Source organism: Pseudoalteromonas peptidolytica (assembly GCF_012641745.1).
GTDB classification, from domain to species: domain Bacteria; phylum Pseudomonadota; class Gammaproteobacteria; order Enterobacterales; family Alteromonadaceae; genus Pseudoalteromonas; species Pseudoalteromonas peptidolytica.
In genome coordinates this window covers 176306-201959 of sequence record NZ_WEHZ01000001.1, presented here as the reverse complement: position 1 = coordinate 201959, position 25654 = coordinate 176306, and the positions used below count along the sequence as shown (strand labels likewise).

Below are 25654 nucleotides of genomic sequence, written 5' to 3'. Positions count from 1 at the left end.
TATCGTAATGGGTATTTATACCAATTTAACTTAATACTTGCTCAATTTGAAGGAGTAAATCTGACGCTAACAGCGTTAAAAATTTCTCATTTAGAACAACTAAATAGCAAAATTTTTGCCTAGTTATCGACAAGATTTTCTCGCCTCAAAATAGACCATTTAATTAAGCAAATTGGTATTACAGCATCAACCTTGGTTTATGCCAGTATTGTCAACTTATACCAAATAACTGTTTGGTATTTTGATAAAGCATGGCACCCAACAAGTTTGGTGTTTCAGGGCGGTATTCACAGAGCTTTTCAAATACTTCAACTACGCGCTTGGGCGTATTAACCTTTCCTTGATACCCATTCAGCGGCATGGATGGAGCATCGGTTTCGAGTACTAAGCTTTCAAGTGGCAATTGTGAGATGATCTGTGCTGTTTTTTCACCCCTTGGATACGTGATAGTCCCTCCAACTCCAAGCTTAAAACCCTGACTGATATAATATTCAGCTTGTTGTTTTGAGCCTGAGAAAGCATGGATCACCCCACCAAATTTTGGCTTAATGCGCTTAAACACTGCGGCTATCAGATGATGACTCTTACGGTGGTGGACAATAAGTGGCAACTCAAGCAAATTACTCAGCCTAACATGCGCTTCAAAGAGCGAAACTTGCTGCGCTAGCGCTTCACAAGTCGCGTCTATGCCACACTCTCCAATGGCACACAGCTGTGCACGGTTAAGCTTGGCGTGCTGGGCAAGTTTTGCCATATCACTATCGTGGTGTTTGTCGATAAAATAAGGATGCAGACCCGCTGCAATCGCGCATTCCGGGTGATCAGTTTTAAATTCAAGCAGTCGTTGCGACTGAGTAAGCGTAACACCTGGTACTATAAAACGTTCAACCCCCGCGCTTTGGGCGGCTTTTATATGCGTGGCTAAGCCCGCTGCCAACTCACTAAAATCAAGGTGGCAGTGGCTATCTATAAAAGCAATTTTATGGGTTGAGTCGCTCAATTTCCCAGCTGCCATCAGCTTGTTTCACATACATAAAACGGTCATGAAGGCGGTGTTCTCCCCCTTGCCAAAACTCAATTTTGGTGGGCACAACACAATAACCGCCCCAAAAATCAGGAAGTGGTATTTCGCCTTTAGCAAACTTGTCTTTCATGCTACTAAAAGTTTGCATTAATGCTTGACGCGATGATACCGGGCGTGATTGTTGAGACGCCCATGCAGCAAGCTGGCTTTCTTTAGGCCGTGACAAAAAATACTTGGCAACACGGCTAGTTGGCAATGGTTGTGCTTCCCCATAAACAATTACCTGACGCTCAATCTCATGCCATGGGAAATGCAAACAGATCTTGTTGTTTTGTTTTAGCTCTTGCGCCTTTCTTGAGCCGGTATTAGTAAAGAAGACAAAGCCATTTTCATCAACATGTTTGAGCAATACGATGCGCTGAGATGGCTGCCCATCTTCATCTACAGTTGCAACTACCATCGCTGTCGGATCTGCAAATTTAGCTTCAATTGCCTGCTCAAGCCACAGTTCAAATTGCGCGACTGGCGTGTCCTTTAGCATCTCACGACGCAAACCATCTTTGGTGTACTCTCTACGAATATCTTCAAGTTTCATCACAATTTCCTTAATAATACCGATTTCACCTACTTTTTGCTTATCATGAAGAAGCTAATTGGTATAAAAAAGCCGCTATAAAGCGGCTTCTAGTATACCTTAATGCAAGTTAAAACGAACTTACATTTGCTCCATCACTTCAATACCTAGCAGGTCTAGACCTGTTTTCAGTGAATTAGCTACTAGATTGCAAAGCAACAGACGGCTTTCGCGTACTTCTGCTGCCACGTCCTCTTTCAAAATTGGGCACGCTTCATAGAATGTCATATACAAGCTGGCAAGCTCATATAAGTAGCTACATAGTACGTGTGGAGTCGCTTCGCTGATCATCAGATCAAGTACTTCTTCCAGTTGCAGTAATTTAAGCGCAAGTGCCTTTTCCTGTGGCTCTTGAATTTGGATGCGACCAGTTAGACTTGTGCTATCGACATTTGCTTTGCGGAAGATACTGCGAACGCGAGTGTAAGCATACTGTAAGTATGGCGCTGTTGCCCCTTCAAAGCTCAGCATTGTATCCCAGTTAAAGATATAGTCGCTGGTTCTATGCTTTGATAAGTCAGCATATTTCACCGCACCGATCCCTACCTTACGAGCGATTTCTTGGCGTGCTTCATCTGATAAATCAGAGGCTCTGTCAGCAAGCTTTTCAGTTGCTCGGCTTACCGCTTCATCGAGTAAATCCGATAGCTTAACGGTGCCACCGGTACGGGTTTTAAATGGTTTACCATCGTTACCCATCATAGTACCGAACAAGCTTGGCTCATAGCTGGTTTTATCTTTAAGTAGCCCAGCTTTACGTGCAGTGATCTCAACTTGGTTAAAGTGTAACCCTTGACGCGCATCAACAAAAATTAGGATGCGGTCAACATCTAGCTCATTTGAGCGGTAATCACAGGCGGCAAGATCAGTGGTTGAATATAAGAAGCCACCACCTGATTTTTGCACGATAAATACAGAAGGTTCACCGTCTTTATTTGCTAGTTCATCAAGGAATACGACTTGAGCGCCCTGATCTTCTACTGCAATGCCTTTCTCTTTTAGTAGCGTAATAACACCTGCAAGACGGTCGTTGTAGGCACTTTCTGCCATGATGTCATCACGCGTTAGCGTAACATTTAACTTGCCGTATACTTCTTCTGAGTGCTTAACAGACGTGTCGATAAACATTTGCCATAGCTTTTTACAATGTGCATCACCACTTTGTAGTTTGACTACATAATCACGAGCTTTATCGGCAAAACCTGCTTCGTCATCAAAACGCTTTTTAGCATCACGATAGAAGCTTTCTAAATCGGCAAGTGCTACATTTTCCAGATCAACGCCTTGGTTTAACAAATCTTCTAAGTGTGCGATTAGCATACCGAACTGGGTACCCCAGTCGCCCATGTGGTTTTGGCGAATAACGGTATCACCACGGAACTCAAGGGCGCGTACAACGGCATCACCAATAATAGTTGAGCGCAGGTGACCAACGTGCATCTCTTTAGCTAGGTTTGGCGAAGAAAAGTCCACAACGACTTTGTCAGGTGTCGCATGCTCTGCAACCCCTAGCTTGGCATCCGTATTTGCCGCTTCAAGGCTTGTAGCTAAAAACTCAGGTTTGAGGTGAATATTAATAAAACCTGGGCCCGCTATTTCTGTTTTATCCGCAAGATCTGTAACGTCTAAGTTATCGATTATTTTTTGCGCCAGTTCTCGTGGGTTGGTTTTTAATGCTTTTGCAGCTCCCATTGCACCGTTAATTTGGTAATCACCAAACTGTGGACGCGTGCTTTGTGTTACCGCAGGGTTTGTACCTTCAGGGATACCAGCCGCTTGCATCGCTGCATTGGCCTTTTCAATTAAAATACTTTTAATGTTCATTTGTTTTCCTTTAATGCGCAGCGATTAGTGTTCACGAGTTTCATGGAACTTCACGTCAGGGTAACGCTCCATAGATAAATTCAGATTTACGCGACTTGGAGCGATGTACGTGAGGTTGTCACCACCATCTAATGCTAAGTTTTGTTCACACTTACGACGGAACTCAGCCATTTTCTTCTCATCATCACAGCTTACCCAGCGTGCTGTTTGTACTGTTACGCTCTCGTAAATCGCATCAACGTTATACTCAGACTTCAAACGCGCTACAACCACGTCAAACTGCAGCACACCAACCGCGCCAACAATCAAGTCGTTGTTGATAAGCGGTCTAAACACCTGTACAGCACCCTCTTCAGAAAGCTGCACTAAACCTTTGAGTAGCTGTTTTTGCTTCAATGGATCTTTTAGGCGAATACGGCGGAATAACTCCGGTGCAAAGTTTGGAATACCACTAAATTTAAGCGTTTCCCCTTGGGTAAAGGTATCACCGATTTGAATTGTGCCATGGTTGTGTAGACCGATAATATCACCCGCGAAGGCTTCTTGGGCACGCTCACGGTCACCTGCCATAAAGGTTACCGCATCTGCAATACTGATTTGTTTGCCAATACGCACATGATTCATTTTCATGCCTTGAGTATATTTACCCGACACAATTCGCATAAAGGCAATACGGTCACGGTGTTTTGGATCCATATTTGCTTGGATCTTAAACACGAAACCAGAGAACTTTTCTTCGTCCGCTTTTACTTCACGTTCATCTGTTTGACGCGGCAGTGGCGTAGGTGCCCACTCGGTTAAGCCATCAAGCATGTGGTCAACACCAAAGTTACCCAGTGCCGTACCAAAGAACACTGGAGTGAGTTCGCCCGTTAAAAACAGTTCTTGGTCAAACTCGTGTGAAGCACCCATGACCAGCTCAAGCTCTTCTCGCAGCTGCTCTGCGAGGCTTTCACCTATAGCCGCATCAAGTTCGCTGTTATTAAGCCCTTTGATGATACGCTTGTCTTGAATTGTATGTCCTTGACCAGTTTGGTACAAAATCGTTTCATCACGGTGAATGTGATATACACCTTTAAACTCTTTACCACAGCCAATTGGCCAAGTAACTGGCGCACACATGATGTTCAGCTCGGTTTCTACTTCATCAAGTAGCTCCATCGGGTCACGAATATCACGGTCCAACTTGTTCATAAAGGTAACAATTGGCGTGTCACGTAAACGCGTAACTTCCATTAATTTACGAGTACGATCCTCTACACCTTTTGCCGCATCGATCACCATCAAACATGAGTCAACCGCAGTTAACGTACGATACGTATCTTCCGAGAAGTCTTCGTGCCCAGGAGTATCCAATAGGTTGACTAAGGCATCATTATACGGAAACTGCATCACGGAAGTGGTTACCGAGATACCACGTTCTTTTTCCATTTCCATCCAGTCAGACTTGGCGTGTTGGTTTGAACCTCGACCTTTAACTGTGCCTGCTTTTTGTAACGCCTTTCCGAATAAAAGTACTTTTTCGGTAATGGTGGTTTTACCCGCATCAGGGTGTGAAATGATCGCGAAAGTGCGTCTGCGCGACACTTCCTGCAAGATACTCATATTTGACATTGAAATTCTACTTATGGCATTGGTAACCGAACCAAAACTCGGCCACGCTAAATTCGAACAAAGATTGCTATATTCTCTCTGATCTTGGCCATTTTAACAACTTGATGACCATAATTTTCACAGTAAAAATCCATCATCTCAACCCAAGCCACTGTGCACTAGCGTGGCTTTTGTTGATACATGTGCTTGTCGGCACGTGAGAACAAGCTCGCCATGCTTTCAAATTTACTGTCGCACTTGGCAAATCCCGCTGAAAAGCCACACTTGGGCAACAGCTGTGCCTTTAATGATTGGTAAAATGCAGCTTCACTTTGATAAATAAAGTCTTGGACGTCATCTTCATTGACCCGTTGCACCATAGCAATAAATTCATCGCCACCATAGCGCCCAATGATGTCATCTTCACCGCTTATTTCCTTCAGCGCTTTACCTAAGCATTGCAATACTTGGTCGCCAACTTCATGACCATAACTGTCGTTGATGGGTTTGAATCCATCCAAATCTAAAAAAATACAGTATAACGACGCGCCAAGCTTAAATGCTATGTCACGTTTATGTTCACCGAGCAGTTCCGTCGCCCGACGATTTAACACTTCGGTTAAAGGGTCTTGCATCGCAATCGCTTTGATTTTGCTGTAACGCTCAATCATGACGAGGTCATCTTCGAGCATATCGCGCAGGTGCTCAACACATTCAATCATTGATGGAGCATAATCGGTTGGCTTAAAGTCCATTACACATAAAGTGCCGAATGACTTACCATTCGGCCAGTGAATGGGCACGCCTAAATAAGATTCAAAGCCATCTTCGGCGACTTCCGGATTATCATCCCATTTGGCATTGCAGCTGGCATGTTGCTCGTAAAGATTGCGATTGTTAGCCAAGACATGCTTACAAAATATATTGGTTTCTTGGGGAATAAAGCCACCAGCAGGATAAGGGTTTTGCGCTTGAGTACTGGAAATCATGACGGTAAACCCGTCTTGTTTTTTTTGTACCACAAATGCTGCAGGCGCTGAGAGTATTTTCGCTAACAAGTCGACTGTTTTTTGCCACTTGACTAACGCCTCTTGCGTTGTATCACGTTTAAATAAATCTGAGTAGGGCACACAGTTGCCTTGCTAAAAACCACGGTGCCCTTAATAATAATTCGCTTAAAATAAATTTCAATTGTACGGTTTACTTCCGTGACAAAGCAGGAATATCCATCATATTTTTATAGCTTGGATCGATACTAAATTGCTTAGCTGGAAATTTCACTTCTTTCACCCGCACAAACTGTGACGATGATTGCTGTCCAGGTAGGCTACCCAAAGGTGAAACATCAATACTGATCTTATTCTCAAGCGTGGGCATGGTATAACCAGAGAGGCTACCAACGTACTGTTGATAGCGATTAAACACAGCGGCATGTTGAGCTGATAAGCCAATATCGGCGATGTCAGCAAAGCATACTTGTTGCTGTAGCATGGCCACGCTAAACTCATAAAGCTCACAACTGATACCATTAATCCGTGCACGCTGGTTTAGCTTTTTTAACTGATTATTGCCATTGCTCTTGAGCTGTTTGATTTGTTGCTCAGCCATGCGCAGCGCACTTTTTGCCGTTTCAAGATGAGCTACATTCTTTAACCCCTCTTGGCTTTGTAATTTTTTTAACTCAGCCTCTTGCTTTGTCAACAAAGCAGACAAGTCACCAAACATGTTATTGCTCATTTCCATGTAGCTTTTTGACGTTGGTGTAACGACATATAGTTTGTTTTTCAAGGCATCAAATAGCTGATACTGTGCTGCGTTATCCATACGCATGGTATGGCCTTTAATCTTGAAGCTTTGCTGCCCAAGACCGGACTTGAATACTAGCTCCACTTCCGCTTGCGCTACCCCTGAAAGGGCCACAAATGACGCTGCAACCACAGTTTTAAACTTTAATAAATTCATAGTACTAAACTCAGAAATTACCGATATTGCCGATTAGGTTGTAAATTGGCAGGAATAGCGCACCGATGATGAATATCATAAATCCTCCCACTAAAAAAATTGCCACAGGTTCAACTAAGGTTTTTAGTTTATCTATGGTGTCATTAACACGGGTTGTATATTCATCAGAGATAAACCGCGCTTGATCTTCCAGCTTACCGCTGCGTTCACCTGTCATCAGCATCCTGATGATAAAGTTAGGGTACGACTTAGTTCGTTTAAACTCATCCGACAAGCTATTACCTTTGGCGACCCCTTGTTGAATCAGTTTTATATTTTCTTTATAAACTTCGTTGGGTACCGCCGCGGCAATTACTCCAAGAGATTTATAGATATCCACTCCTGAGCGCACCAACAGCGAAAAGTATTCAAACACAAAGGCCATATTTGAATAACGGATCAATTTACCAACAACGGGGATCTTAAGTGCGAGCTTTGAAACCCAATATTTAAACCCTCGATGTTTTTTATAAGCCACCGAGATCAGAAAAAACACTGTGATAATTGCCGCGATGTAATAAAGCGTGTCATGACGCAGTGAATCCGAGATATTCATCACCATCAGCGTAATGGCAGGCAGCTCAACTTGCATTTGCTGATATAGCTCTGTCATAGATGGGACGGTGTAATACATCCAAAACACACAGGCCAGTAAAGTTGCGAATAACACCACAACTGGATAGATCAGTGCTTTTTTCACATCCACATTAATACGACCAATGCGGTTAATATGTTCCGCCGCATTTAGCAATGTTTGGTCGAGTAAGCCAGTTTCTTCACCAATACGGCACAGATATAGCACTGAGTCAGGAAATACTTCGCCTTGCTTTTCCATTGCGGATGACAAACTGTTGCCAGACTCTAATGCCATTCTTAATTCATCCGCAATAGTTCTAAGCGCTGGGTTTTCCGCATATTCAGCAGCATCTTGAAGTGCACTAATAATAGGAATACCAGCTTTAAGCATAACCGCGATGTTTCGTAAAAAGTCTGCAATTTCCGACTTTTTAATTTTGCGCTTTGTCGACCAGTTTGATAGCGCATAAAAAGGTTGCCATACTGCGTTTACCGGCTCTAATGCAATAACGGCACAGCCCTTTCGTTCGTAGTATTCATGGGCAGAAATTGGGTTATCAAAAGGCAGCTCAGCCACCCCTTTCATTGCTTGGCCATCGCGGTCAATGACTTTATATTTAAATAACGCCATTAGTTGTACTCCACTTCTTTAGCAACTAAGTTTTGCAGCTCATCAACCGTCGTCGTACCATTTAACACTAAGCTAGTAGCAACACTGTGCATAGACACGTAGTTACCCGCTTTTGCATGTGCATATAGCTCTGACACTGGCTTATTTAACTCAATGAGGTGACATAGCGATTTGTCTACTGACATAATTTCATAGACAGGCACACGTCCTAAGAAACCAGTATGGCCACATGCCTCACATCCGGCACCTTTTGTCAGTACCACGGGCTTATCCAGACCCAAGTACTGCATTTCTTCTGCTGTGCTTTGGACTTCTTCGCTACAGTGGCGGCAGTTTTTTCTCACCAAACGCTGAGATACCACGCCTACGAGAGAGTCAGCAATCATGTGGTTACTAATATCGAGTGAGCGTAACCTTGGGATAACTCCCATCACGTCATTGGTGTGTAATGTTGATAATACCAAGTGACCGGTTTCAGCCGCGGTCACAGCGGTATGGGCGGTTTCATTATCACGGATCTCACCGACTAAAATGACATCCGGGTCATGGCGGAGGAAGTGTCTGATTGCATCAGCAAAACCATACCCGGCTTTTTCATTGACTTGAGTTTGTCTCGCAAGTGGTAAACGGTACTCTATCGGATCTTCAACTGTGACAATATTCTTCTTGAGCATATCTAAACTGCTCAAGCCAGCATGCAGCGTAGTGGTTTTCCCCGAGCCGGTTGGACCGGTAAGTAAAATAATTCCAGAAGGCTTGTTAAACATGCTTTCAATTAACCCAAGGTGCTCAGGTAAAAAGCCAAGTTGTGACAAACTACGCAGTTCCACCTCTCTTGGTAAAATACGCGCCACTAAGTTTTCTCCGTAAGGACACCCAAGCGTCGATACACGAATATCATAACTCAAGCCATTCACCACAACTTCAAAGCTGCCATCTTGTGGTAAACGCTGCTCAGCAATATCCATTGATGCACGCATTTTTATCGTTGAGGTTAAGCGGCTGAGCTCTTTAGGTAATGCAAATGCTGAGCGCATTACCCCGTCAACACGAAATGCCACACTAATGCTTTTTTCCATTGGTCGGATATGAATATCCGTCGCCCGTTTTTTAACCGCAAAGCGTAGAATGTTAGTTAGCAACGTGTCTAGCGTGCGCACAGACTCTTTATCGGCAATAAGGTGGTCGATTTCGTCTTGGAGAATCTTTTCTACTGGGTTATTCAGGTAAAAATAGTGGTTATGTAACAGCTTTTGGATCACCCCCTTTTCTGCAAGGTGGATGTCTAAATGTAGCTGGCAATATTTGTACACAAGCGCCCGTAGACCGTCTATGTTCTCATTACTCGTTGCAATCGTTAGGGTGCGCTCATCACATTTTAATGGAATAAACTGGCTACCTTTACATAAGTTAAAATTAAACTTTTTTAATGCTTCAGGTTCAGGAATATAGTGAGCTAGGTCAATATAAGGTAGCTTTAGTAATGTTGCCAGCTGTTGAGCCAGCGCACGCTGACTTACAAAGCCATTACGCTCTAGTACTTCACTTAACTTTTCGCCAGTGATCACCTGCTCTTGCAGCGCAAAATCGAGTTCATCCTGTTTAATAGCCCCTGCACTGAGTAATAATTCCGCTAGGGTCTTCATTTCTTGTGTCATGAAAAATCTCTAAATTCTAAAAAATTGAATATGATAAAGTGCAAACAAGGTTGCTTGATCTAAACTGGCTGTGGCTGGCAGCCCCAATATAAACTGTAACTTCTTAATCGCCCCAAGTGTTTGTATGCCCAACATGCCGTCAATGTCTCCACCGTACAAACCTGCGTTTGCCAGTGCCATTTGCATGTTGCTCAACTCCCCTTGCAGCGAAGACAAACCTGACCAGGTAAAAATACACTCGTGTTTAACGGCAAAGCACACTGCTTGCCCTTGCTCAGAAACGGCATGTAGAGGAAATGACACCACCTGTAAGTTACCGCTACGCTGCAACCAATTGATGATAATGGTGCTATTTTGTGCAGCCAGCGCTGCCAACACGTCCTCTTTTGCGTAAAACTGCCACAGTGATGATGCTTCCTGTTCCGGTAGTAAACGCTGCGTGAGTTCATGTAACGCACGCTTAGCTAACACTTTCTCAGGCGTGGTAGTGGTGCTATTGCCCTCAGTAGTGGGAGTATTATCAATGACAGCTGGTGCAGCATCAGTGACCATGCTCACCTGCGGCGCAGGTTTCACCTCAGGCTTGTTAATTGATAGGGAAACCTGCTTAGGCTCGCTTACTGTTGAGTTGCTGGAGTCTAGAGGCGCTTCGCTTTGTGTTTCTCTTGACGTGATTGGTTGCTCCGCACTACTGTGCAGCCAATCATCATAGTAGCCTTTGACCTTATCAACCACAGCAAACTTGCTCGCCAAAAAGGCAGCTGAAACTATCACTGCGGTGTAAATACAGCCAAAGATTATCTTTTTTTTGCTGCTGCGATAATAAAAAAACGCTTCACCGACATCGACAATCGCAAGTCGAATAATATCGCGACTGACCACTGACGTTTGCTTAGCCGCCAACACAATCAGTACTCTATCCATTAATAGGTTTACTAATCTCGGCACCCCACGGGTTGCTCGGTATATCAAGGTCAAAGCTAAGCGAGATACTTGCAGTGCATCATCCCCTGACGCTTGGGTTTTATATTTAATATATTGCGCCATTTGAGCCTTAGATAACGGCAAAAACTGACGAGATAACGCGATACGACTTTTAAGTTGTCGCATCGACTTAGTATTCAGCGTGTCTTGTAACTCTGGTTGTCCCAACAGCACTATTTGCAGTAATTTTTCGGAACTGGTTTCGAAGCTGGTTAGCAACCGGATCAACTCTAAGCTCGCGGCTGACAGATTTTGTGCATCGTCAATCACAACGACAGAAGTCACGGCATTCTTTTTATTTAATAGTAAAAAGTGATTGAGCTGCTGTAGTAGCTCCGGCATCTCTTTTGAGCATGGCGTTAAACCAAAATCCACGATGATTTGCTCAAGTAAAGCAGTCTCTTGCACCACACTATTGAGCACCAATGCCGTTGCCGCTTGCAAAGTGGCAAGTTCTTGCAGTAACACTCGACTAAAGGTCGACTTGCCCAATCCCACTTCACCTGTGATCACCACAAAACCACGTCGCTGATTGAGCGTAAACAAAACTTCATGCAGTAATGCTTGCAGAGTATCGTGCATGTAATAATGGTTACCATCGGGTACCGCCGGAAACGGATGATGTGTCATCCCGAGGCGTTCTATATGATGATCCATCGCTGGTATGGGAAACTGCAATCGTGTCATGATGATACTTGAAGAGACTGTAGATAACGCAAACGCGACAATAAATCGCGCGCACGGTTTTGCAAGATTATTTCCTTGAACCCTTGTTCTAGCAGGGCTCGAGCCTCGTCATACGACTTGAGCTGCATCTGGCAAACAGCAAGATTCATTCTTGACTGTTCATCTGTTGGCACTAAATAAATCGCTTTTTTCCAGTAGCTAATCGCCTGCTGATAATTTGCCTGCTGCATATACATATATGCCCACGCCTTGGTGATAAATGGGCTCGTTGCTGATAAATCAGCATCATACTCTTGCAGCAATATACTTAGTTTTTCCCAATCTTGTAATTGCATGGCACGGCGAATGTCACCAAAACGCTGAGCGAGTGACTGTTTTGCTTGAGCCTTGACATTTAAATCAATTTTCACCTCAGGCTTCACTAAAATAGGCGTCTCGACCACCTCTGTTTGTACTCTAGCATTGGCATTTTGAGGTTGCTGCGCTACTTGCGTTAGGTCAGTCATGTTTTGAGGTTGCTGCGCATCAATATCAGACACGTCGGTGTCAACCGTGCTCACCGTTGGACGTGGTGTTCTTGGCTCAGCAAACGCAACAACTTGCTCTACGTTTTGTTCCGCTTGTTGAAACTCCAACACAGGCGCACTCGAAGGCGATTCAGTTTGCAGCGGCAGTACTTTCGCGTCATCTGTTGTTACTGCATTCGCATCACTCGGCTGCACCACTATCAAGGGATCAGCTTTAGCACCATACTCCCTTGACCGTTGCGTGCCTTCCCTCACCTTGGTATCTGCTGTAGTGGCAGCAGGCACCAAACTGGTACTCTGCCAATCCCAAAGCATATACGCCGCGCCTATTGCCCCTACTACGCAAACAGGCACTAGCGCTTTGGTAAAGCGAGTGTTGGTCGTTGAGGACAAAGCTGCTGGCGTCGACGATGACGTTGACTCCAGCGCTTTGAGTGAATCAAAAATTAGACTCAAATCAGGTTAACCTTTAGTACTAGCACCAGCTCACGAACTCCTGTACCGTTGCTCTTTTTCTTAAACAAGTTACCAAGTACTGGTAAGCTGCCTAGTACAGGAACTTCTGATTCGTTACGGAAGTCTGATTGGTCAATCAAACCACCCATAATGATAGTGTTACCATTTTTCACCTGTAGCTGAGTCGACATAGACTTTAATTCAACTTCAGGCAAGGTCACTTTAACGTCAGCACCCGCTTCTACTAAACCGAGGCTCAACGGGTTTACTTTGCTTTGTACTGGGTGGATAGACAGGTTGATATCACCATTTTTTGCAATGAATGGCACCACACCAACCATTAAGCCATCAAATACTTGACGCGTTTGAACTTCCTGAGTAGTCGAAAGTCCTGTACCCGTGCCATTCGTCGTGATACGCGTGTCTGAAATATACGTTGATGATGTACCCACACTGATGATCGCAGGCTGGCCATGCTTCGCACGAATTGTCGGGTTAGATAGCACGCCAACATCGCCGTATTTTTGCATCATATCAATCGCAACTAATGTACTGCCCGTTGATTTGTGGAAAGAAAAGTCTGAAGTACCAGAGCCGCCCATTGGTGGGGTCGTTAACGTAATACCACGCGCACCTTGAGAAAGGTTACCAAACGTGCCAACCGCTTCTGATACACTGCGGGTACCTGCCGAGAAAGCACTTGCAATATCATCACGTAAAATGCTCCAATCCACGCCCCAGCGGAAATCATCACTAAGGTTCACTTCAATGATTTGTGCTTCTATCAATAATTGACCGCTATGAACTTGCTCATAGTTATTCACTAATGTTTTAACCGTCTTCATTACCGACGGCTTTGCTCTGACAAACAGCGTACCCGTGGTGCGATTGAGTGAATACATTGCAAGGTCATTGCGCACGGCACTACCAAGGCGAGATAGCTTGCCTACTTCAGCCATGGTGCTTGCTCCAGCAATGGTGCCTGCAAGAATATCGCTGCTGTTACTGCCAACAAGCTTTTGCAGCATGTTCTCTAGGGCGTCATAGGGGTTTGAATTTGGCATTGCAACGCCAGAAATAGAGAACTCACCTTTGATCTGGTTGTTACCAGACCCACCTGAGCCGCCATTTTGACCGCCATTACTGCTGCCACCCAACACGTCGCCGCCAGTGGCAAAAGTACTTTCTACGTCAGACTCCATAAACGCTAAGTTAAATACCGCGTCTTCCATCGGGTTGACGATGATAGTATTGTTTTCAATAGCGCCAGAAACATCTGCGATACGCATGATTTGATCAAACACCATAGACGCACTCACGTCTTTAAACTCCATGCTAATTGAGTAATCAGCGTTGAGTAGGTTTGGATGTACCAATAAGTTCAATCCAGTTTGACCTGCAAATACTTTCAGCACTTGGTGCAGTGCCGCATTCTCAACCGACAAAGTAACCTTAACTTCATCGAGTGGGTTAAACTCAGGTACTTCTAATATGCTTTGTGTTGCTTCATCTAATGCTTGTGTTTCTAGGCTTGCTCTTAGCTTCTGCATACGCTCCCAAGCGCTGCGAGACTGTTCTGCGATCAGCTCATGTGCTTCAGGCTGCTCTTTATGATAAGACTTGCTAAGGTCGACTTGATGACGTGGCGCATTGGCAGTACATCCTGCTAACACAAACGTAGCGGATATCATGGTCATTTTTATAGCAGAATGAGTTAACTTCATAAAATTCTCGTTAAGTCGTTTTAATTGAAATTGGTGATTAATTGTTTAATTCTTTTAGGCCGCCATTGGCATCTAAAATCGCTGCGTTATCAATTGCTAGCTGAACTACATTACGTGCATTCTTTTTCGCCTTTTCAGAGCTAGATACGCTCTTCTTAGCTTCGTGAAGCTGCTTTGCTGTTAATCCGATTACGGCAGTATCTGCCGCCGCTGCTAAGCCGTAACTTACCGTTGCAGCTACTTGCATACCAGCTGAGACGCACATATTCACGGCAAGACCTAAGGAGGCTGCACATGCGGCAAACTTGGCACCGGATTTAACCCCTGAAGCGGCTGTCGTTGCGACCGTTGAAGCAAGTTTTGCTGGTGCCATCGCCATATCTGCAATAGCTTGGGCTTCAGCTCTGTTTGCTGACACCAATACACCACTGGCGTCGTTGTAAGTCAGCACGCTGCTTGCAATGGTTTGCTCAATTGAACGATAGGTTTCAAGTAATGCTGGACAACCTAATTGCGTGCTCAGGTTAGAAACTGAAACGGGTACGGTCGTATCATCATAGGTATTCGAATGTGCTTGCGCTTCTGAAGCGAACAATCCATTGTTATTTACAAGTCGGCTTCGACTATCTAAACGCTGGTTGTTTCCGAGCCTGATTAGCACATAGGCAAGCGACTGCTGAGATGCAAAATTCATCCGCAGCGCTGGTTGGAAACCTGCACTATTAAGGGATGTATATAAGCTATTCCCAACATTTTGCTCAATTGATGATTTAAAAATATTATTCGGTTTTGAATTATCTACCCAGTCCAGCAGTGCTAGCTTGTAGCAAAAATCTCCCAAGTTTGTGAGTACAGGGTAATCATAAGGTGAATCACTCTCATCGGTAGTATCAGGAGCTGTCGCACCAGCTTTTGCCACTTTATCAAGGTAACTTAATAGGTTGCCTGCTTGTTCCTGAACTTTACATTCTGCAACACTAAACCCATATTTAGGGTCTTTGTACTGCTCAGCCATCTGCTCACAAACGTGGGCTGGTGAGTCTTTGTTACTCTCGTACTTATCAACCTCAGCTTGATCTGACCTAAACGCATCTTCAAACTCTGTGATCACACCATCTGAGCGCTGGAATGTATCGCGAAATAGCTTGGTCATGACATTATCAAGGCGAGTATAAAGGCCTTTGAGTTTGTCATAATTTGCTTTTTTCTCTTGCTCTGCAGCAGTAGGTGAGTCTGGTAGGGTGTAATCAAATAACTCGGCACGAGATTTAAAGTCACCTTTAACATCACGTTCAGTGACATCATCCCCCGATTTTTCTTTTATTTTCCCCGTATAATAATCGTCTACTTGACCACGCACGTCGCTAAGCGCTTTACTAAAGCCCTCATATAATGTACTTGACGCTCGCGTGCTTTTATTTGCAAAATCCATGGCTGCTTGATTCATCGCGGTACGGATCAATGCTTCATTACTAGAGTTCAAATCTGTCAATTGGTCAGCTGCAATTGCGTAACTATCCAAGCTGGTAAACCCTTGCTTATAGTAATTGTTTAACGTTGCGTCAGATTTAGTTATCCCGTTGTAGCTACTCACCTCTTGATTAAATTGATCGATTAATTGCTCAAGCTTTGCTCTTTGTGCGTTGACCTCAGCAATCGACATATCTGAGCGAGTCAACAAGGTGTTTACGATTTGGTTAGCATCACCACTCACTTCACCTAATTTTTGGTAGTACTCATGAAAGTCTACCACTTTGTGAAGTCTAGCCTCAGCTTGTGTTACTTCCTTATATACCGAAGAGTTTTCCGAGAAGTCATCCGCTTTGTTCGTATCACCATCCAATAAGGTGATTTTTACTCTGCGCTCAGATGCAAGTTTAGAGATATAGCTTTGGTTGATTTCATTGGCAATTGCGTCACCTTGCTTGTCCGCATCGCTACTGTATTTATAAGCTTTATTAACGATGATACCAGCTCTAAACGCGTCTAATTGCGCTTGAACATTTTGGTTATGGGCTACGTTAGGGTCTGGTGTATAGGTTTCTGGTTGCGTGTCATCTGGTGGTACATCAGACACGGTAACGTCTTGAGGAATGCCTCCTTCAAAGTTTACTTTACGAACCTGCTCATTCGAAGACGCTAAATCAAAGCGTTGCCCGTTCAGCGAATCACGGTATGGCGCATAATTTAATCCTCGAACATCGCGCTTTGTTAGCCCCAAGGTGTTATACGGGACTAAACCTTCGGTGCTCGTCAAGGCACAATCTTCAAGACCATCTGAGTCGGCACTATCCGGACAAGGTAACCTATGATGAATAGCCATAAAACCGTTGATTGCTTCATTCACTCGCTCAGCAGATAGCTTTTGTTGTGATACCACATCTAGCTCATCTTGCTTTGCCACCACGGCGCTAAGCGCAACCGCTCCTGCGGTTATCGCAAGCAGAGTAACCATTAAAGGAAATAAACTAAAACCTGCGTGATTTAGTCGCATGAAATTGCACTCCCTTTTTGTTCTTGTGTGAATGTTCTTAAGGTATTACAGGTAGAATTTAGCTTTCCAATATATTCCTGAACTTTGCTTTTTTGCGACTTCGCCCGGTCTTCTGTTTTTTCAGCATTCACTAGCGCTTCAATTGAGCTGGCAACCGCAACAGCAGCCGCAGCGATATCAATTGCAGATGCTGCAACGGCACTCATTGTAGAAGGGTCTCCACTAGTTGCATCAGCAGCGCCGTCTAAATTACCAGCAACTGCAGAGGCGGCTTGCGCTGCTGCTACTGCCATATTGACACCGGAACTCACTCGTACCATGTAGAGGTCACTCAGTGTGCCGTCTAGCGCTCCAATCGTAGAGTTAAAGGCTTCTCTTTGAATGTCCAATAGTCGAATTTGACTTTCCATGCTATTGGCTGCAACCAGTAGTCCGGTACAATTTAGCTCTCCAAGTAGCGGAACCAAGCCTTTGCTTACCGCTCTATCGTCACTGATAGCTCGCTCTGTTTTTCCAGGAATAAGGTAGGTGTTTTCCCTGTTGTAAATTAATTCGGAGCCAACTTGACTCACAGTATCGACGTTACCATCGCTTAACTGGCCATTGTCATAATCCTTGAGGCCACCGCTGATTAAGGTAAACCCGGTTTGACCAGCATTTGCAACCTCATTAGTTCTAATATGCTGACACAAGGTATACATATTCGTCGCATTTGTGCTGCTAAGCACTGAGCTAACCTGATAGCGAATAGGCTGATTCCAAGCGTCTATAATTACGCCATCAAGCCCTAAGGTTTCGTAAGGCAAGGTACCATAACGAGAACCACAGTCTTCTTTGCCATCTTGATTGGTATCTGGGCAAGGGAGGCGTAGATTGGTTTGTAAATAATTAACTAAAATATCTTCAGCGGCAAAAATACTCGACTCAGTGACCAAATAGTCATTTCTTGTTTGCTGTTTGTTAAATGCACCAAAGCCAATACCTGCAATTACAGCCAGCAGGCTCGTCAATATCGCCAGCTCAAGTAATGAAATGCCTTGTTGCTTTTTAAATGAATTTACACTGTTCACTTGATTTGACCTGCCTGCTCTATTTCACGTGCTTTTTGCAGCTCTGCTCGCATCGTTGTACCGGCAAGTTGAGCTCGCTGGATAAGTTTGTCATGATATTCAAGTGCCGCACTGAGTGTGTCACGAGCATCTCTTTGTTCTGTTGTATTCGTGTCTAGATACCACTGCACTTTAACGAGATCAGCAACTGCAAGCGCTAAGGCAAACCCCGCAGGCACTGCAGCACCGCCTTTAGAAGATATCATGTCATCTGTGGCATCCTTTATTGCCGCAATATTGAAAAGCTTGTCTAAGTTAAGAAAAATCTCATCAAGCTCAAGTCGAGCTATCCCCTCTGCGGTGTTGAGCATATATATTTCAGAGTTAGCTAGGTGAAGCTGATACATGTTCTCATTGGCAATGTGTGCAATGCCTTTAAATAAAGAGGTGTTTGCTTGGCTAAGACGCTTACCGCAATTCAACTCTCTATTAAGCTGTGCAAATGACTTAATGAGCGTAGTGTCATCATACTCATTCGTTGCAGTACGCGACTCTGCTTGAAATTCAAATACATCATCGGTATTTCGCTCAGAATAGCCTTCACCCGTAAGTACTTTTTGTGAGCGAGAAATAGACAGTGCGTAGGCGGGATAAATAACCCCAGCTGTCCCATTTTTTGTTTGGATACGCTCTGTAAATAAGCGTTGATTTTGTTTAGCACTGAGCACATCACTAATTTCATTGCCGCGCTCAAGTGCTGTTAGCTGCTGGCAAAAATCAAGCGTGTTGATGGTATTGGTTGTAGTTTGATAGCCATCACTTTGCTGTAGGTCATCAGAGTCGCTGGTTTTATTAAAGCTTCTACCTAAGTAGCTAAAATATAAGCTGGTACTGCTATCAGCTACACGGTAACGATTCACCGCGCAGTCACTTTTTCCCTCTTCACAAAGGGGCTCGTGGTTTACAGGTACTTGGCTATAATGATTGCCTTGGATGACCAAATCTTTGCTGTCTTGCTGCTGTCTGTAAACGCCGTATTCAATGCTCACTCTACGCCATTCTTCATCAGCATTTAGTGCGATTTGCAAATCCGCGACAGGTAAATAACCGACATGCACTTTGTTATCGCCACTGACACCGTGCTCAGTCGGATTTACAGTGACCCCAGACGGCACCGTACAATCTTCACGGCCATCTAAATTGATATCAGGACAGGGTAAACGGTGGTGAGTTTGTAAAAAGCCTAAAATTGCCCCATCGATTTCATCAAGTAGTAAGCGTGACTCACTGATTGATAAAGTTGGTGAGTCTTCGCTTTTTCCTCCAGCACCAATACCAGAGGTCATAACAGGTAAAATAGCTGCAAGTAATAAACTTAAAACGGCCATACTCACTGCTAATTCAACAAGGCTAAGTCCTTGCATACGCTTAAGTTGACTGCGAACCATAACTAATTACATACCTGCGAAATTAAGTTTGCCATCGACACAAAGTGCACCACATCGTCATACTGTGCTGACTTCTCACGACCTGAAAATTCGTAGCAATTATTGCCACTGCCATTTTCGCCATCCAGCATACCGTTTATATTGTCCAAATCTTGTGCGCCCCCTGAGACCAACACAAAAGCTGGATTAAAAACATCAGCAGCCTGACAATTCAATCCCCGAGCTCGGATCACCGACAGTCTGTTGGTACTGATAGCAGCTCTATAACGAGACTTGGTTTTTTCACATAAATCATCGAGGTTCAGTCGCCCACCATCCCAACTGCTTGTTGCACTGTCTACTAACTGAGTCAATGCAAAATCAACGGCATAAAATGGGGCATTGCCAAAAGTATCAACGGGTCGTTGCTCTAGCGCGAGTGTTGTGAAAGGCAAAGTACCTTTTAATAATTCAGGTGGCGTTGCTGCATTAGGGCAATCTTCACTACCATCATTATTGGTATCGGGACAAGGTAAGCGATAATGGGTTTGCGTAAACAGCAAAAGTGGTGCTGCGTAAGCATCTAAACTGAGATTAGAGCCTGAGGCGGCAAGCTTTTCATTACTACTTGTTGCCTGCACTCCGGGCTTTTTACTGTTGTTCATCATCATCCCAGTGCCAACAGAAATGAGGATCCCTACAACCATGATATAAACCGCAAGCTCCAACAACGTGAAGCCGCGGGTTTTACGCTGTGTTATTACCCCGATACTTGGCATTTATAGCGCCTCACCAGTCATGCTTAACCGCGCCATCTGGCCTTGCTGATAAAACACCGCAGTTCTATCTTGCACATCAACAAGCTTTGCACCAGACGGTAAGGTCTGGCCAAGCTCATACACTTGGTTATCGACTACTGCGTACATTTTATCTGCTGACTTATAAACCATGCTCAAGCTATGCTGGTTAATCACACTTTGTAAGTCAAAGTTGGCATCTCTTGCCACGTAGCCAAGCATACCCAGTGACAATGCCTTATCGTTTTCAGCTATCACAATTTGTTTGTCGAGGATAGGCAACAGCGCATGCAGCCGCTCCTCATCAAATTTAGAGTAATTGAGAGTGTGTAAGGACGGTACTCTTACAGGGTCGTTAAAAGACACTTGAGCAGGTGCTAACCAATTCGCAACCGCTGTAACAACACATGCGCCGAGCGCTATTCCAACGCCTGCTAATCCTAATTTTTTACTCATAGTGGACGCTCCAAATCTAATGCAAAGCTAACCCCTTTGAAGCTGGTTTGTACCGAGCTATCTCTAAGCTTGTAACCTTGACTTGTGAGTGACTTAACAAATTGGTTAAAGTGCTCTATTGGATCGTCTGATTGCGCAGTTTGTGTCCCCACCAAACTAATAAAAAGCTTGTTTTCGTCAGTTTGTTTTGGGTAATCAAAACTTATCCAATCAAAAACCACAGAGTTTTGTGGAATAGCCGTTGCAATATCAGCGAGAACTTCATGATAGCCGGGCAATTTAGAAGCATGCTGAATACGTTCTAAATCATCCAAATAGAGCTGGTAGTCGTTTTGCTGAATGACTTTGTTTGGAATTTGCTTAGTTAATGTACTTTGCATGCTCTGCACTCGAGCACTGAGCTGTTGATGACTTTCGCTGACTTGGAAGTATTGAAGGCCAATATAAGCATTTGCTGCAAGCAATAAGCTAGCCACCAATGGCAAGCTTTTTTTAGCCAAATAAAGGTATTTTGACTCGCTTTGATTCAGTGCATGCTTAAGCGATAAGCTACCCAAGTGAGGTGCTAGTGAACTAAACATAGGCTGGCCATCAACAATCACAGGAGTTGCTGTGACAGGCTCTAAATCAAGTTGCAATTCACTGGCAAGCGCTTCAGCCCAATCAACACTTGCGTCTGGTTCTAACCAAAAATGTACCGACACTGAGGTCGACTTCAAACGCAATTGGCGCTCAAGCGTACGCAAAGCATTGGTCAAACTTGCGATACGGTTTTCACCTTGGAACATCACCTTAGGCAATGACTCAAAGCCAACCACTTTACCCTTTTGACTGAGTAAAATACTAATATCACTTTCTGTGACAACGAAGCTAGCTCGTACCTGATTGCTCTTATTTGTCGCCGCAAGGCTGGCGTAGAGCTGATAATAAGAAAACAACAGGGTATTGTGTAACGTATTATCTGCAATCACCTGATAACGATTATAGGTTTCTAGATTAACCGGTGCGTAAAACACACTGTTGTTCATTTGCGCTTGCTTGTTTTTTTGGATCGCAAGCAACTGCACATTACCTACAATTTCACCACTGTCTTTTAACTCTTTGGATAAGATAAATTCAGCGTATTTATAATCACACTGAATATGCTTAAACGCCGCAGTTGTGGCAAAGTCTGTCACCAAATGAACGTTTTCAGACAAGGTACCGACAAAGTTATTTACGCCTTTATGCTCTAGCGTCTGCCAGTTTTTTCCGTCGATTAAGACCAGCTTTCCATGGCTTTCAACTAAATACTTATTTGACATTATTTCTGTACCACCAATGCTGTGCCTTTATAAGACAGTAAGAAGTTTTGTACTTCATTTTGGCTGTGTTCCAGCATTTTCACTCTATCTGTGATACTGCCAGACAAGCTCATCCCTTCACGACTCAACTGAAAATTTTGAGGTACATAAAAGCGCCCAGGCTGACTATGTGTTTGTGACATATAAGCATCAATTTCGGCGATAGGGATCATTTGGCGGAAGTTAACTTTATACGCTTGCAAACTAGACTCACCAAGCCCTAATGAACTTGCTTTCTCGGTTAACTTAGTAACCGCAGCGTCGAAGTTTTTTCGCTGCTCTAATTTAGCTAAATAGCGCTTTTGCTGCTGTTGTTGATTTATTAGTTCAGAAAGAACTAAACGCTCTGATCTTAATGCTTTATCGGCAGAAGCCTGTAGGTATCCCACTACAGGCAAACTGATAGATAACAGCAAAATGAGCGCTAAGCTGATGCGAGTAATCATACTGCTCTCTTATTGCTCCATTTTGTAAACCGCAGTCACTAACATTACGGCATCTTCGTCTCGGTTAAGTCCTTCACGACTTTCCACAACTTGGTCGTTCATCGCATAGGTGTTGTTACCTAACCATTCGCGACCAGACTCACCAGACGTTGTCAGTGAATTTGGATTAGGGTTGTATTGACGGAACATACCTTCGATTGCATCTGCTTTGCCATCAATCATACGGTCAAACTCTCGAGCCAGCTCAGGGGTAAGGCCTCTTAGCACCATCACATTGCCACTGCCGTGAATTTGCCCCTCAGGGTTCCACTGGAAACATACCTGAACTTCTTGTGGGTTACCGTTGCTGTCAAGGTAGACAAATCTATCTTCCCTACCTTCAGAACGAGCTGCTGGCATGCGGATCCCTTGGCGATCCATCAAATCATGTAAACTTTGTGCAGCTAGCGCACGGTCATCGTCCATACCGATACGAGTATGCCCTGCCCCCTCACAAATACGCGGCAGTGTTTCTGGCAAGCGAATATCACTTCCTTCAACACCTGGCACCCCTGCGCCACCAGCATTTTGTTGACGAATACCGACATACTCAAACTCTTTACCTGCAACCATGTAGCGCGGCTCTTGCTCACTATCACCTAGTACAACACCGGTGCGGTTATAGTACTGGTTATATGCCATTACCCACTGGTCGATAAATGTTTGCTTGAGCTTTTGTACTTCGGCGTTACGCTGTAGGTTTTGTCCTACTGACACGGCACTGATGATCAAACCAATTACCACCAGCACGACTGCCATTTCAACTAGCGTGAAACCTTTATTCTTGTTCATTGTTGCTACCTTACTGATTCATCTTGTAGTGTGCAGTGACAATTTTTACTTGTGCTTCGTCTGTAAATCCTGAAGCGGTTGAAGCCGTGGTGCTTGCTTGACTGTCTTTGTTGGTAAAGCTCCAGCCCACTTGTGGTGTAGTCGCTTGCTCTCTAAAGCGACCTTCTGCGGCGTTGATTTGACCGTCGATCATCTCATCTAACATACGCGCAAGATCTGGAGTTAAGCCCGCAATAACCATCACGTTACCTGAGCCTGAATTTGAGTTTGGCTTGTTCCACTGGAAACACACTTGAATTTCTTGCGGGTTACCATTGGTATCTAGATAGACATAACGATCTTCACGACCTTCTGCACGCCCCGCTGGCATACGAATACCAAGCGCATCAAAGTAGCTATGTAGATTTTCAGTGCTATTTTCACGTCTTTGCGTGTATTGGTCGATGTTTTGTCCTTGACATAAACGCGGCGGCTCGTCAATTTGACTGTAGTCTCCACCTGTATTTAGCTCTAAAAACTGCGATACCGTTGTGGTTTTTTGATTGTCTTTAGTAAATTCACCAGCGGCATTTACTGCAAACGTTGGCGTACTTAGGCTATCGCCAACAACCACACCTGTGCGCATATAATACTGGTTGTAAGCCTGTTCCCATTGATCCACAAACTTTTGCTTTACTTTGTTATATTCAGAACTACGCTGTAAGTCTTTACCAATTGATACCGCACCTAGAATTAGCCCGATAACAACCAGCACCAAAGCCATTTCAACTAGCGTAAAACCCGTTTGCTTATTCGACTGAAGAGGTTGGTTTTTCATTCTCTGGTTCCTGTTATTGAGTCATGCGGTAAAATGCAGTAAGGGTAGAAACTTGCTGATGATCTTCTACCGCTGAAGTCGTGTTACTCGCACCACCTGTGCCAGCTGTTGTTACTGTATTGTTACCTGTTGGCCAACCATCACCGCCATTACCTGTACTCAAGCCAAGCGTGATTGCGTTATCTAAACGAAAGCGGCCATCGTCAGCATCCACAAGGCCATCAATGGCGCTGTCTAGTGAGCGTGCTAAGTCAGGAGTTAGCCCCTTGATCACCATGACGTTACCAGCACCATGGTCTGCACCTGCTACCAAAAATTGGAAACAAACGGTGAGCTGTTGTGGATTACCATTGGTATCTAGGTAGACATATCTGTCTTCATAACCACTCGCACGACCTGTTGGCAAACCAATACCAGCACGGTGGAAGTAGCCTAGTAAATCGGCTGTTTGACCAACCGTTGCAGGCGTTGAACAAAGCTCTGTGATATTTGCTTGAGAAAGTGCATTATCAGCAGTTCCAAGCAGTGTGTTAATAGTATTGTTGTCAGTAACATTTACCGCATTCACCGCTAATGTTGGCGTTTTTGGGCGGTCTCCAACTACCACGCCCATGCGGTCATAATATTGGTTGTAGGCCTGTACCCATTGGTCAACAAATTTTTGTTTGATCTTTTTGTATTCAGCATTTCGCTGCATATCTTTACCGACAGACAGCGCGCCAAGAATGAGCCCTATCACAACCAGTACTAAAGACATCTCAACAAGAGTAAAGCCTTGCTGACGATATGTTTTCTTCATCGCTATTGTTCCAAGTAGTTAGAGAGTTAAAAGTTAAAATGGCATACGGTAGTAAGCATCTACCGATTGTAAATTGGTGTCATTGGCTACAGGCCAATCGGCATCAGCATTAGCGCCAGTAATGAGGCGAAACATACCGTCACTGGCGTTACTAAGGCCATCAATTGCAGTGTCTAGCTTTGCTGCCAAATCGGGGGTTAATCCATTGATACGTATTGCATTTACTGCAATTTCTGAGCCCTGAATACGCCACTGCTGTACGTGAGATAAGCACACTGCTATTTGGCGAGGATTATTGTCTAAAGCATTAAAAACGGCTTTGTCTTCACGACTTGCGCCGCGACCGGTTGGCAGTTCAATACCGGCATCATTAAAAAACTTGCGCAAATCAGCATCACAAATATCGCCATTGCCTTGGTTTATTTTTCCAGTGGCGGGAGTTATGTCTCCTGGGACGAGGCCAACGTAATCAAAGTAGATTTTATAGGTCTGCGCCCATGGCATAACAAAACGGCTTTGGATCTTGGTGTACTCTGCATTTCTTTGAATGTTTCCGGCAACCGAGCTAATGGAGATCAACAGTCCAATCACCACTAAGACAATTGATAGTTCGACGAGAGTGAAACCTTTTTGATTCATGCTACTACAGTATCCAGTTGATAGTTTTGATGTTTAACCTGTGCTACTGATGATTAATGGAAGTTAGCTGCCAGTTTTAACGCTAACTACGCTTAATTCACCTTCAAAAGCCAGCATTTGAGGCATAAATTCGCCTAACTTACATCAAATAGGCACCTTGGTAAGCGTTCGGTGTAAAGGCAATATCCACCAAAAATGCTTGCTCAAGTAAAGAAGCAGGTTCAAACAAGTTTTATA

22 protein-coding genes are annotated in these 25654 nt (G+C 44.2%); all 22 read right to left on the bottom strand.

The genetic code is table 11. The features are described 5' to 3' along the window. Positions 1-211: 211 nt before the first annotated feature. The 22 genes from F9Y84_RS00905 to F9Y84_RS00800 all read right to left on the bottom strand — a co-directional run bounded on the left by F9Y84_RS00905 (position 212) and on the right by F9Y84_RS00800 (position 25417). A complete protein-coding gene (locus F9Y84_RS00905; RefSeq protein WP_147388819.1) occupies positions 212-1015 on the bottom strand; it encodes a TatD family hydrolase in 804 nt (267 codons plus the stop codon). Next, on the bottom strand, positions 981-1622 hold the full coding sequence (pdxH, locus tag F9Y84_RS00900; protein WP_206644506.1) for a pyridoxamine 5'-phosphate oxidase: 642 nt from the start codon (positions 1620-1622) through the stop codon (positions 981-983). The genes F9Y84_RS00905 and pdxH overlap by 35 nt, the downstream gene beginning before the upstream one ends. A gap of 117 nt (positions 1623-1739) precedes the next feature. Next, entirely contained in the window at positions 1740-3482 is a 1743-nt protein-coding gene (gene argS / locus F9Y84_RS00895; RefSeq protein ID WP_125250490.1) for an arginine--tRNA ligase, read from the bottom strand. A gap of 24 nt (positions 3483-3506) precedes the next feature. Further along, positions 3507-5096, bottom strand: coding sequence for a peptide chain release factor 3 (gene prfC / locus F9Y84_RS00890; RefSeq protein WP_147388818.1), 1590 nt, complete (start codon positions 5094-5096; stop codon positions 3507-3509). Positions 5097-5254: 158 nt separating this feature from the next. Further along, positions 5255-6205, bottom strand: coding sequence for a sensor domain-containing diguanylate cyclase (locus F9Y84_RS22490; RefSeq protein ID WP_147388817.1), 951 nt, complete (start codon positions 6203-6205; stop codon positions 5255-5257). 70 nt (positions 6206-6275) lie between these two features. After that, complete coding sequence (locus tag F9Y84_RS00880) at positions 6276-7037, bottom strand: hypothetical protein (RefSeq protein ID WP_147388816.1); 762 nt, start codon at positions 7035-7037, stop codon at positions 6276-6278. 10 nt (positions 7038-7047) lie between these two features. Continuing rightward, the gene (locus F9Y84_RS00875) at positions 7048-8283 is read right to left on the bottom strand and encodes a type II secretion system F family protein (protein ID WP_147388815.1); all 1236 of its coding nucleotides are present in this window, start codon (positions 8281-8283) and stop codon (positions 7048-7050) included. Continuing rightward, complete coding sequence (locus F9Y84_RS00870; protein ID WP_147388814.1) at positions 8283-9941, bottom strand: GspE/PulE family protein; 1659 nt, start codon at positions 9939-9941, stop codon at positions 8283-8285. The genes F9Y84_RS00875 and F9Y84_RS00870 overlap by 1 nt, the downstream gene beginning before the upstream one ends. A 9-nt stretch (positions 9942-9950) precedes the next feature. Beyond that, positions 9951-11612, bottom strand: a complete 1662-nt coding sequence (locus tag F9Y84_RS00865) for an ExeA family protein (RefSeq protein WP_147388813.1) — start codon at positions 11610-11612, stop codon at positions 9951-9953. Beyond that, the gene (locus F9Y84_RS00860; RefSeq protein WP_147388812.1) at positions 11609-12595 is read right to left on the bottom strand and encodes a tetratricopeptide repeat protein; all 987 of its coding nucleotides are present in this window, start codon (positions 12593-12595) and stop codon (positions 11609-11611) included. The genes F9Y84_RS00865 and F9Y84_RS00860 overlap by 4 nt, the downstream gene beginning before the upstream one ends. Then, the gene (mshL, locus tag F9Y84_RS00855) at positions 12592-14319 is read right to left on the bottom strand and encodes a pilus (MSHA type) biogenesis protein MshL (protein WP_147388811.1); all 1728 of its coding nucleotides are present in this window, start codon (positions 14317-14319) and stop codon (positions 12592-12594) included. The genes F9Y84_RS00860 and mshL overlap by 4 nt, the downstream gene beginning before the upstream one ends. Positions 14320-14356: 37 nt before the next feature. Next, positions 14357-16813: a hypothetical protein gene (locus F9Y84_RS00850; RefSeq protein ID WP_147388810.1), complete on the bottom strand. Its 2457-nt coding sequence runs from the start codon at positions 16811-16813 to the stop codon at positions 14357-14359. Then, on the bottom strand, positions 16804-17883 hold the full coding sequence (locus F9Y84_RS00845; RefSeq protein ID WP_147388809.1) for a type II secretion system protein: 1080 nt from the start codon (positions 17881-17883) through the stop codon (positions 16804-16806). The genes F9Y84_RS00850 and F9Y84_RS00845 overlap by 10 nt, the downstream gene beginning before the upstream one ends. After that, on the bottom strand, positions 17880-19310 hold the full coding sequence (locus F9Y84_RS00840; protein ID WP_147388808.1) for a pilus assembly FimT family protein: 1431 nt from the start codon (positions 19308-19310) through the stop codon (positions 17880-17882). Before F9Y84_RS00840 ends, F9Y84_RS00845 begins: the two co-directional genes overlap by 4 nt. A gap of 2 nt (positions 19311-19312) precedes the next feature. Next, a complete protein-coding gene (locus F9Y84_RS00835; RefSeq protein WP_128731873.1) occupies positions 19313-20068 on the bottom strand; it encodes a prepilin-type N-terminal cleavage/methylation domain-containing protein in 756 nt (251 codons plus the stop codon). After that, complete coding sequence (locus tag F9Y84_RS00830) at positions 20069-20542, bottom strand: hypothetical protein (protein WP_147388807.1); 474 nt, start codon at positions 20540-20542, stop codon at positions 20069-20071. It lies immediately after the preceding gene. Then, complete coding sequence (locus F9Y84_RS00825) at positions 20539-21846, bottom strand: hypothetical protein (protein ID WP_147388806.1); 1308 nt, start codon at positions 21844-21846, stop codon at positions 20539-20541. The genes F9Y84_RS00830 and F9Y84_RS00825 overlap by 4 nt, the downstream gene beginning before the upstream one ends. After that, positions 21846-22331, bottom strand: coding sequence for a hypothetical protein (locus F9Y84_RS00820; protein ID WP_128731876.1), 486 nt, complete (start codon positions 22329-22331; stop codon positions 21846-21848). The genes F9Y84_RS00825 and F9Y84_RS00820 overlap by 1 nt, the downstream gene beginning before the upstream one ends. A gap of 9 nt (positions 22332-22340) precedes the next feature. Further along, positions 22341-23162 carry a type II secretion system protein gene (locus F9Y84_RS00815; RefSeq protein ID WP_128731877.1) on the bottom strand — a complete coding sequence of 274 codons (822 nt, stop codon included), beginning with the start codon at positions 23160-23162 and terminating at the stop codon, positions 22341-22343. A gap of 10 nt (positions 23163-23172) precedes the next feature. Then, a complete protein-coding gene (locus F9Y84_RS00810; protein WP_128731878.1) occupies positions 23173-23979 on the bottom strand; it encodes a type II secretion system protein in 807 nt (268 codons plus the stop codon). A 13-nt stretch (positions 23980-23992) separates the two neighbouring features. Next, positions 23993-24778 (bottom strand): type II secretion system protein, encoded by a 786-nt coding sequence (locus F9Y84_RS00805; protein WP_147388805.1) that lies wholly within the window; start codon positions 24776-24778, stop codon positions 23993-23995. A gap of 33 nt (positions 24779-24811) precedes the next feature. Beyond that, a complete protein-coding gene (locus F9Y84_RS00800) occupies positions 24812-25417 on the bottom strand; it encodes a type II secretion system protein (protein WP_128731880.1) in 606 nt (201 codons plus the stop codon). Between the last annotated feature and the right edge of the window lie 237 nt (positions 25418-25654).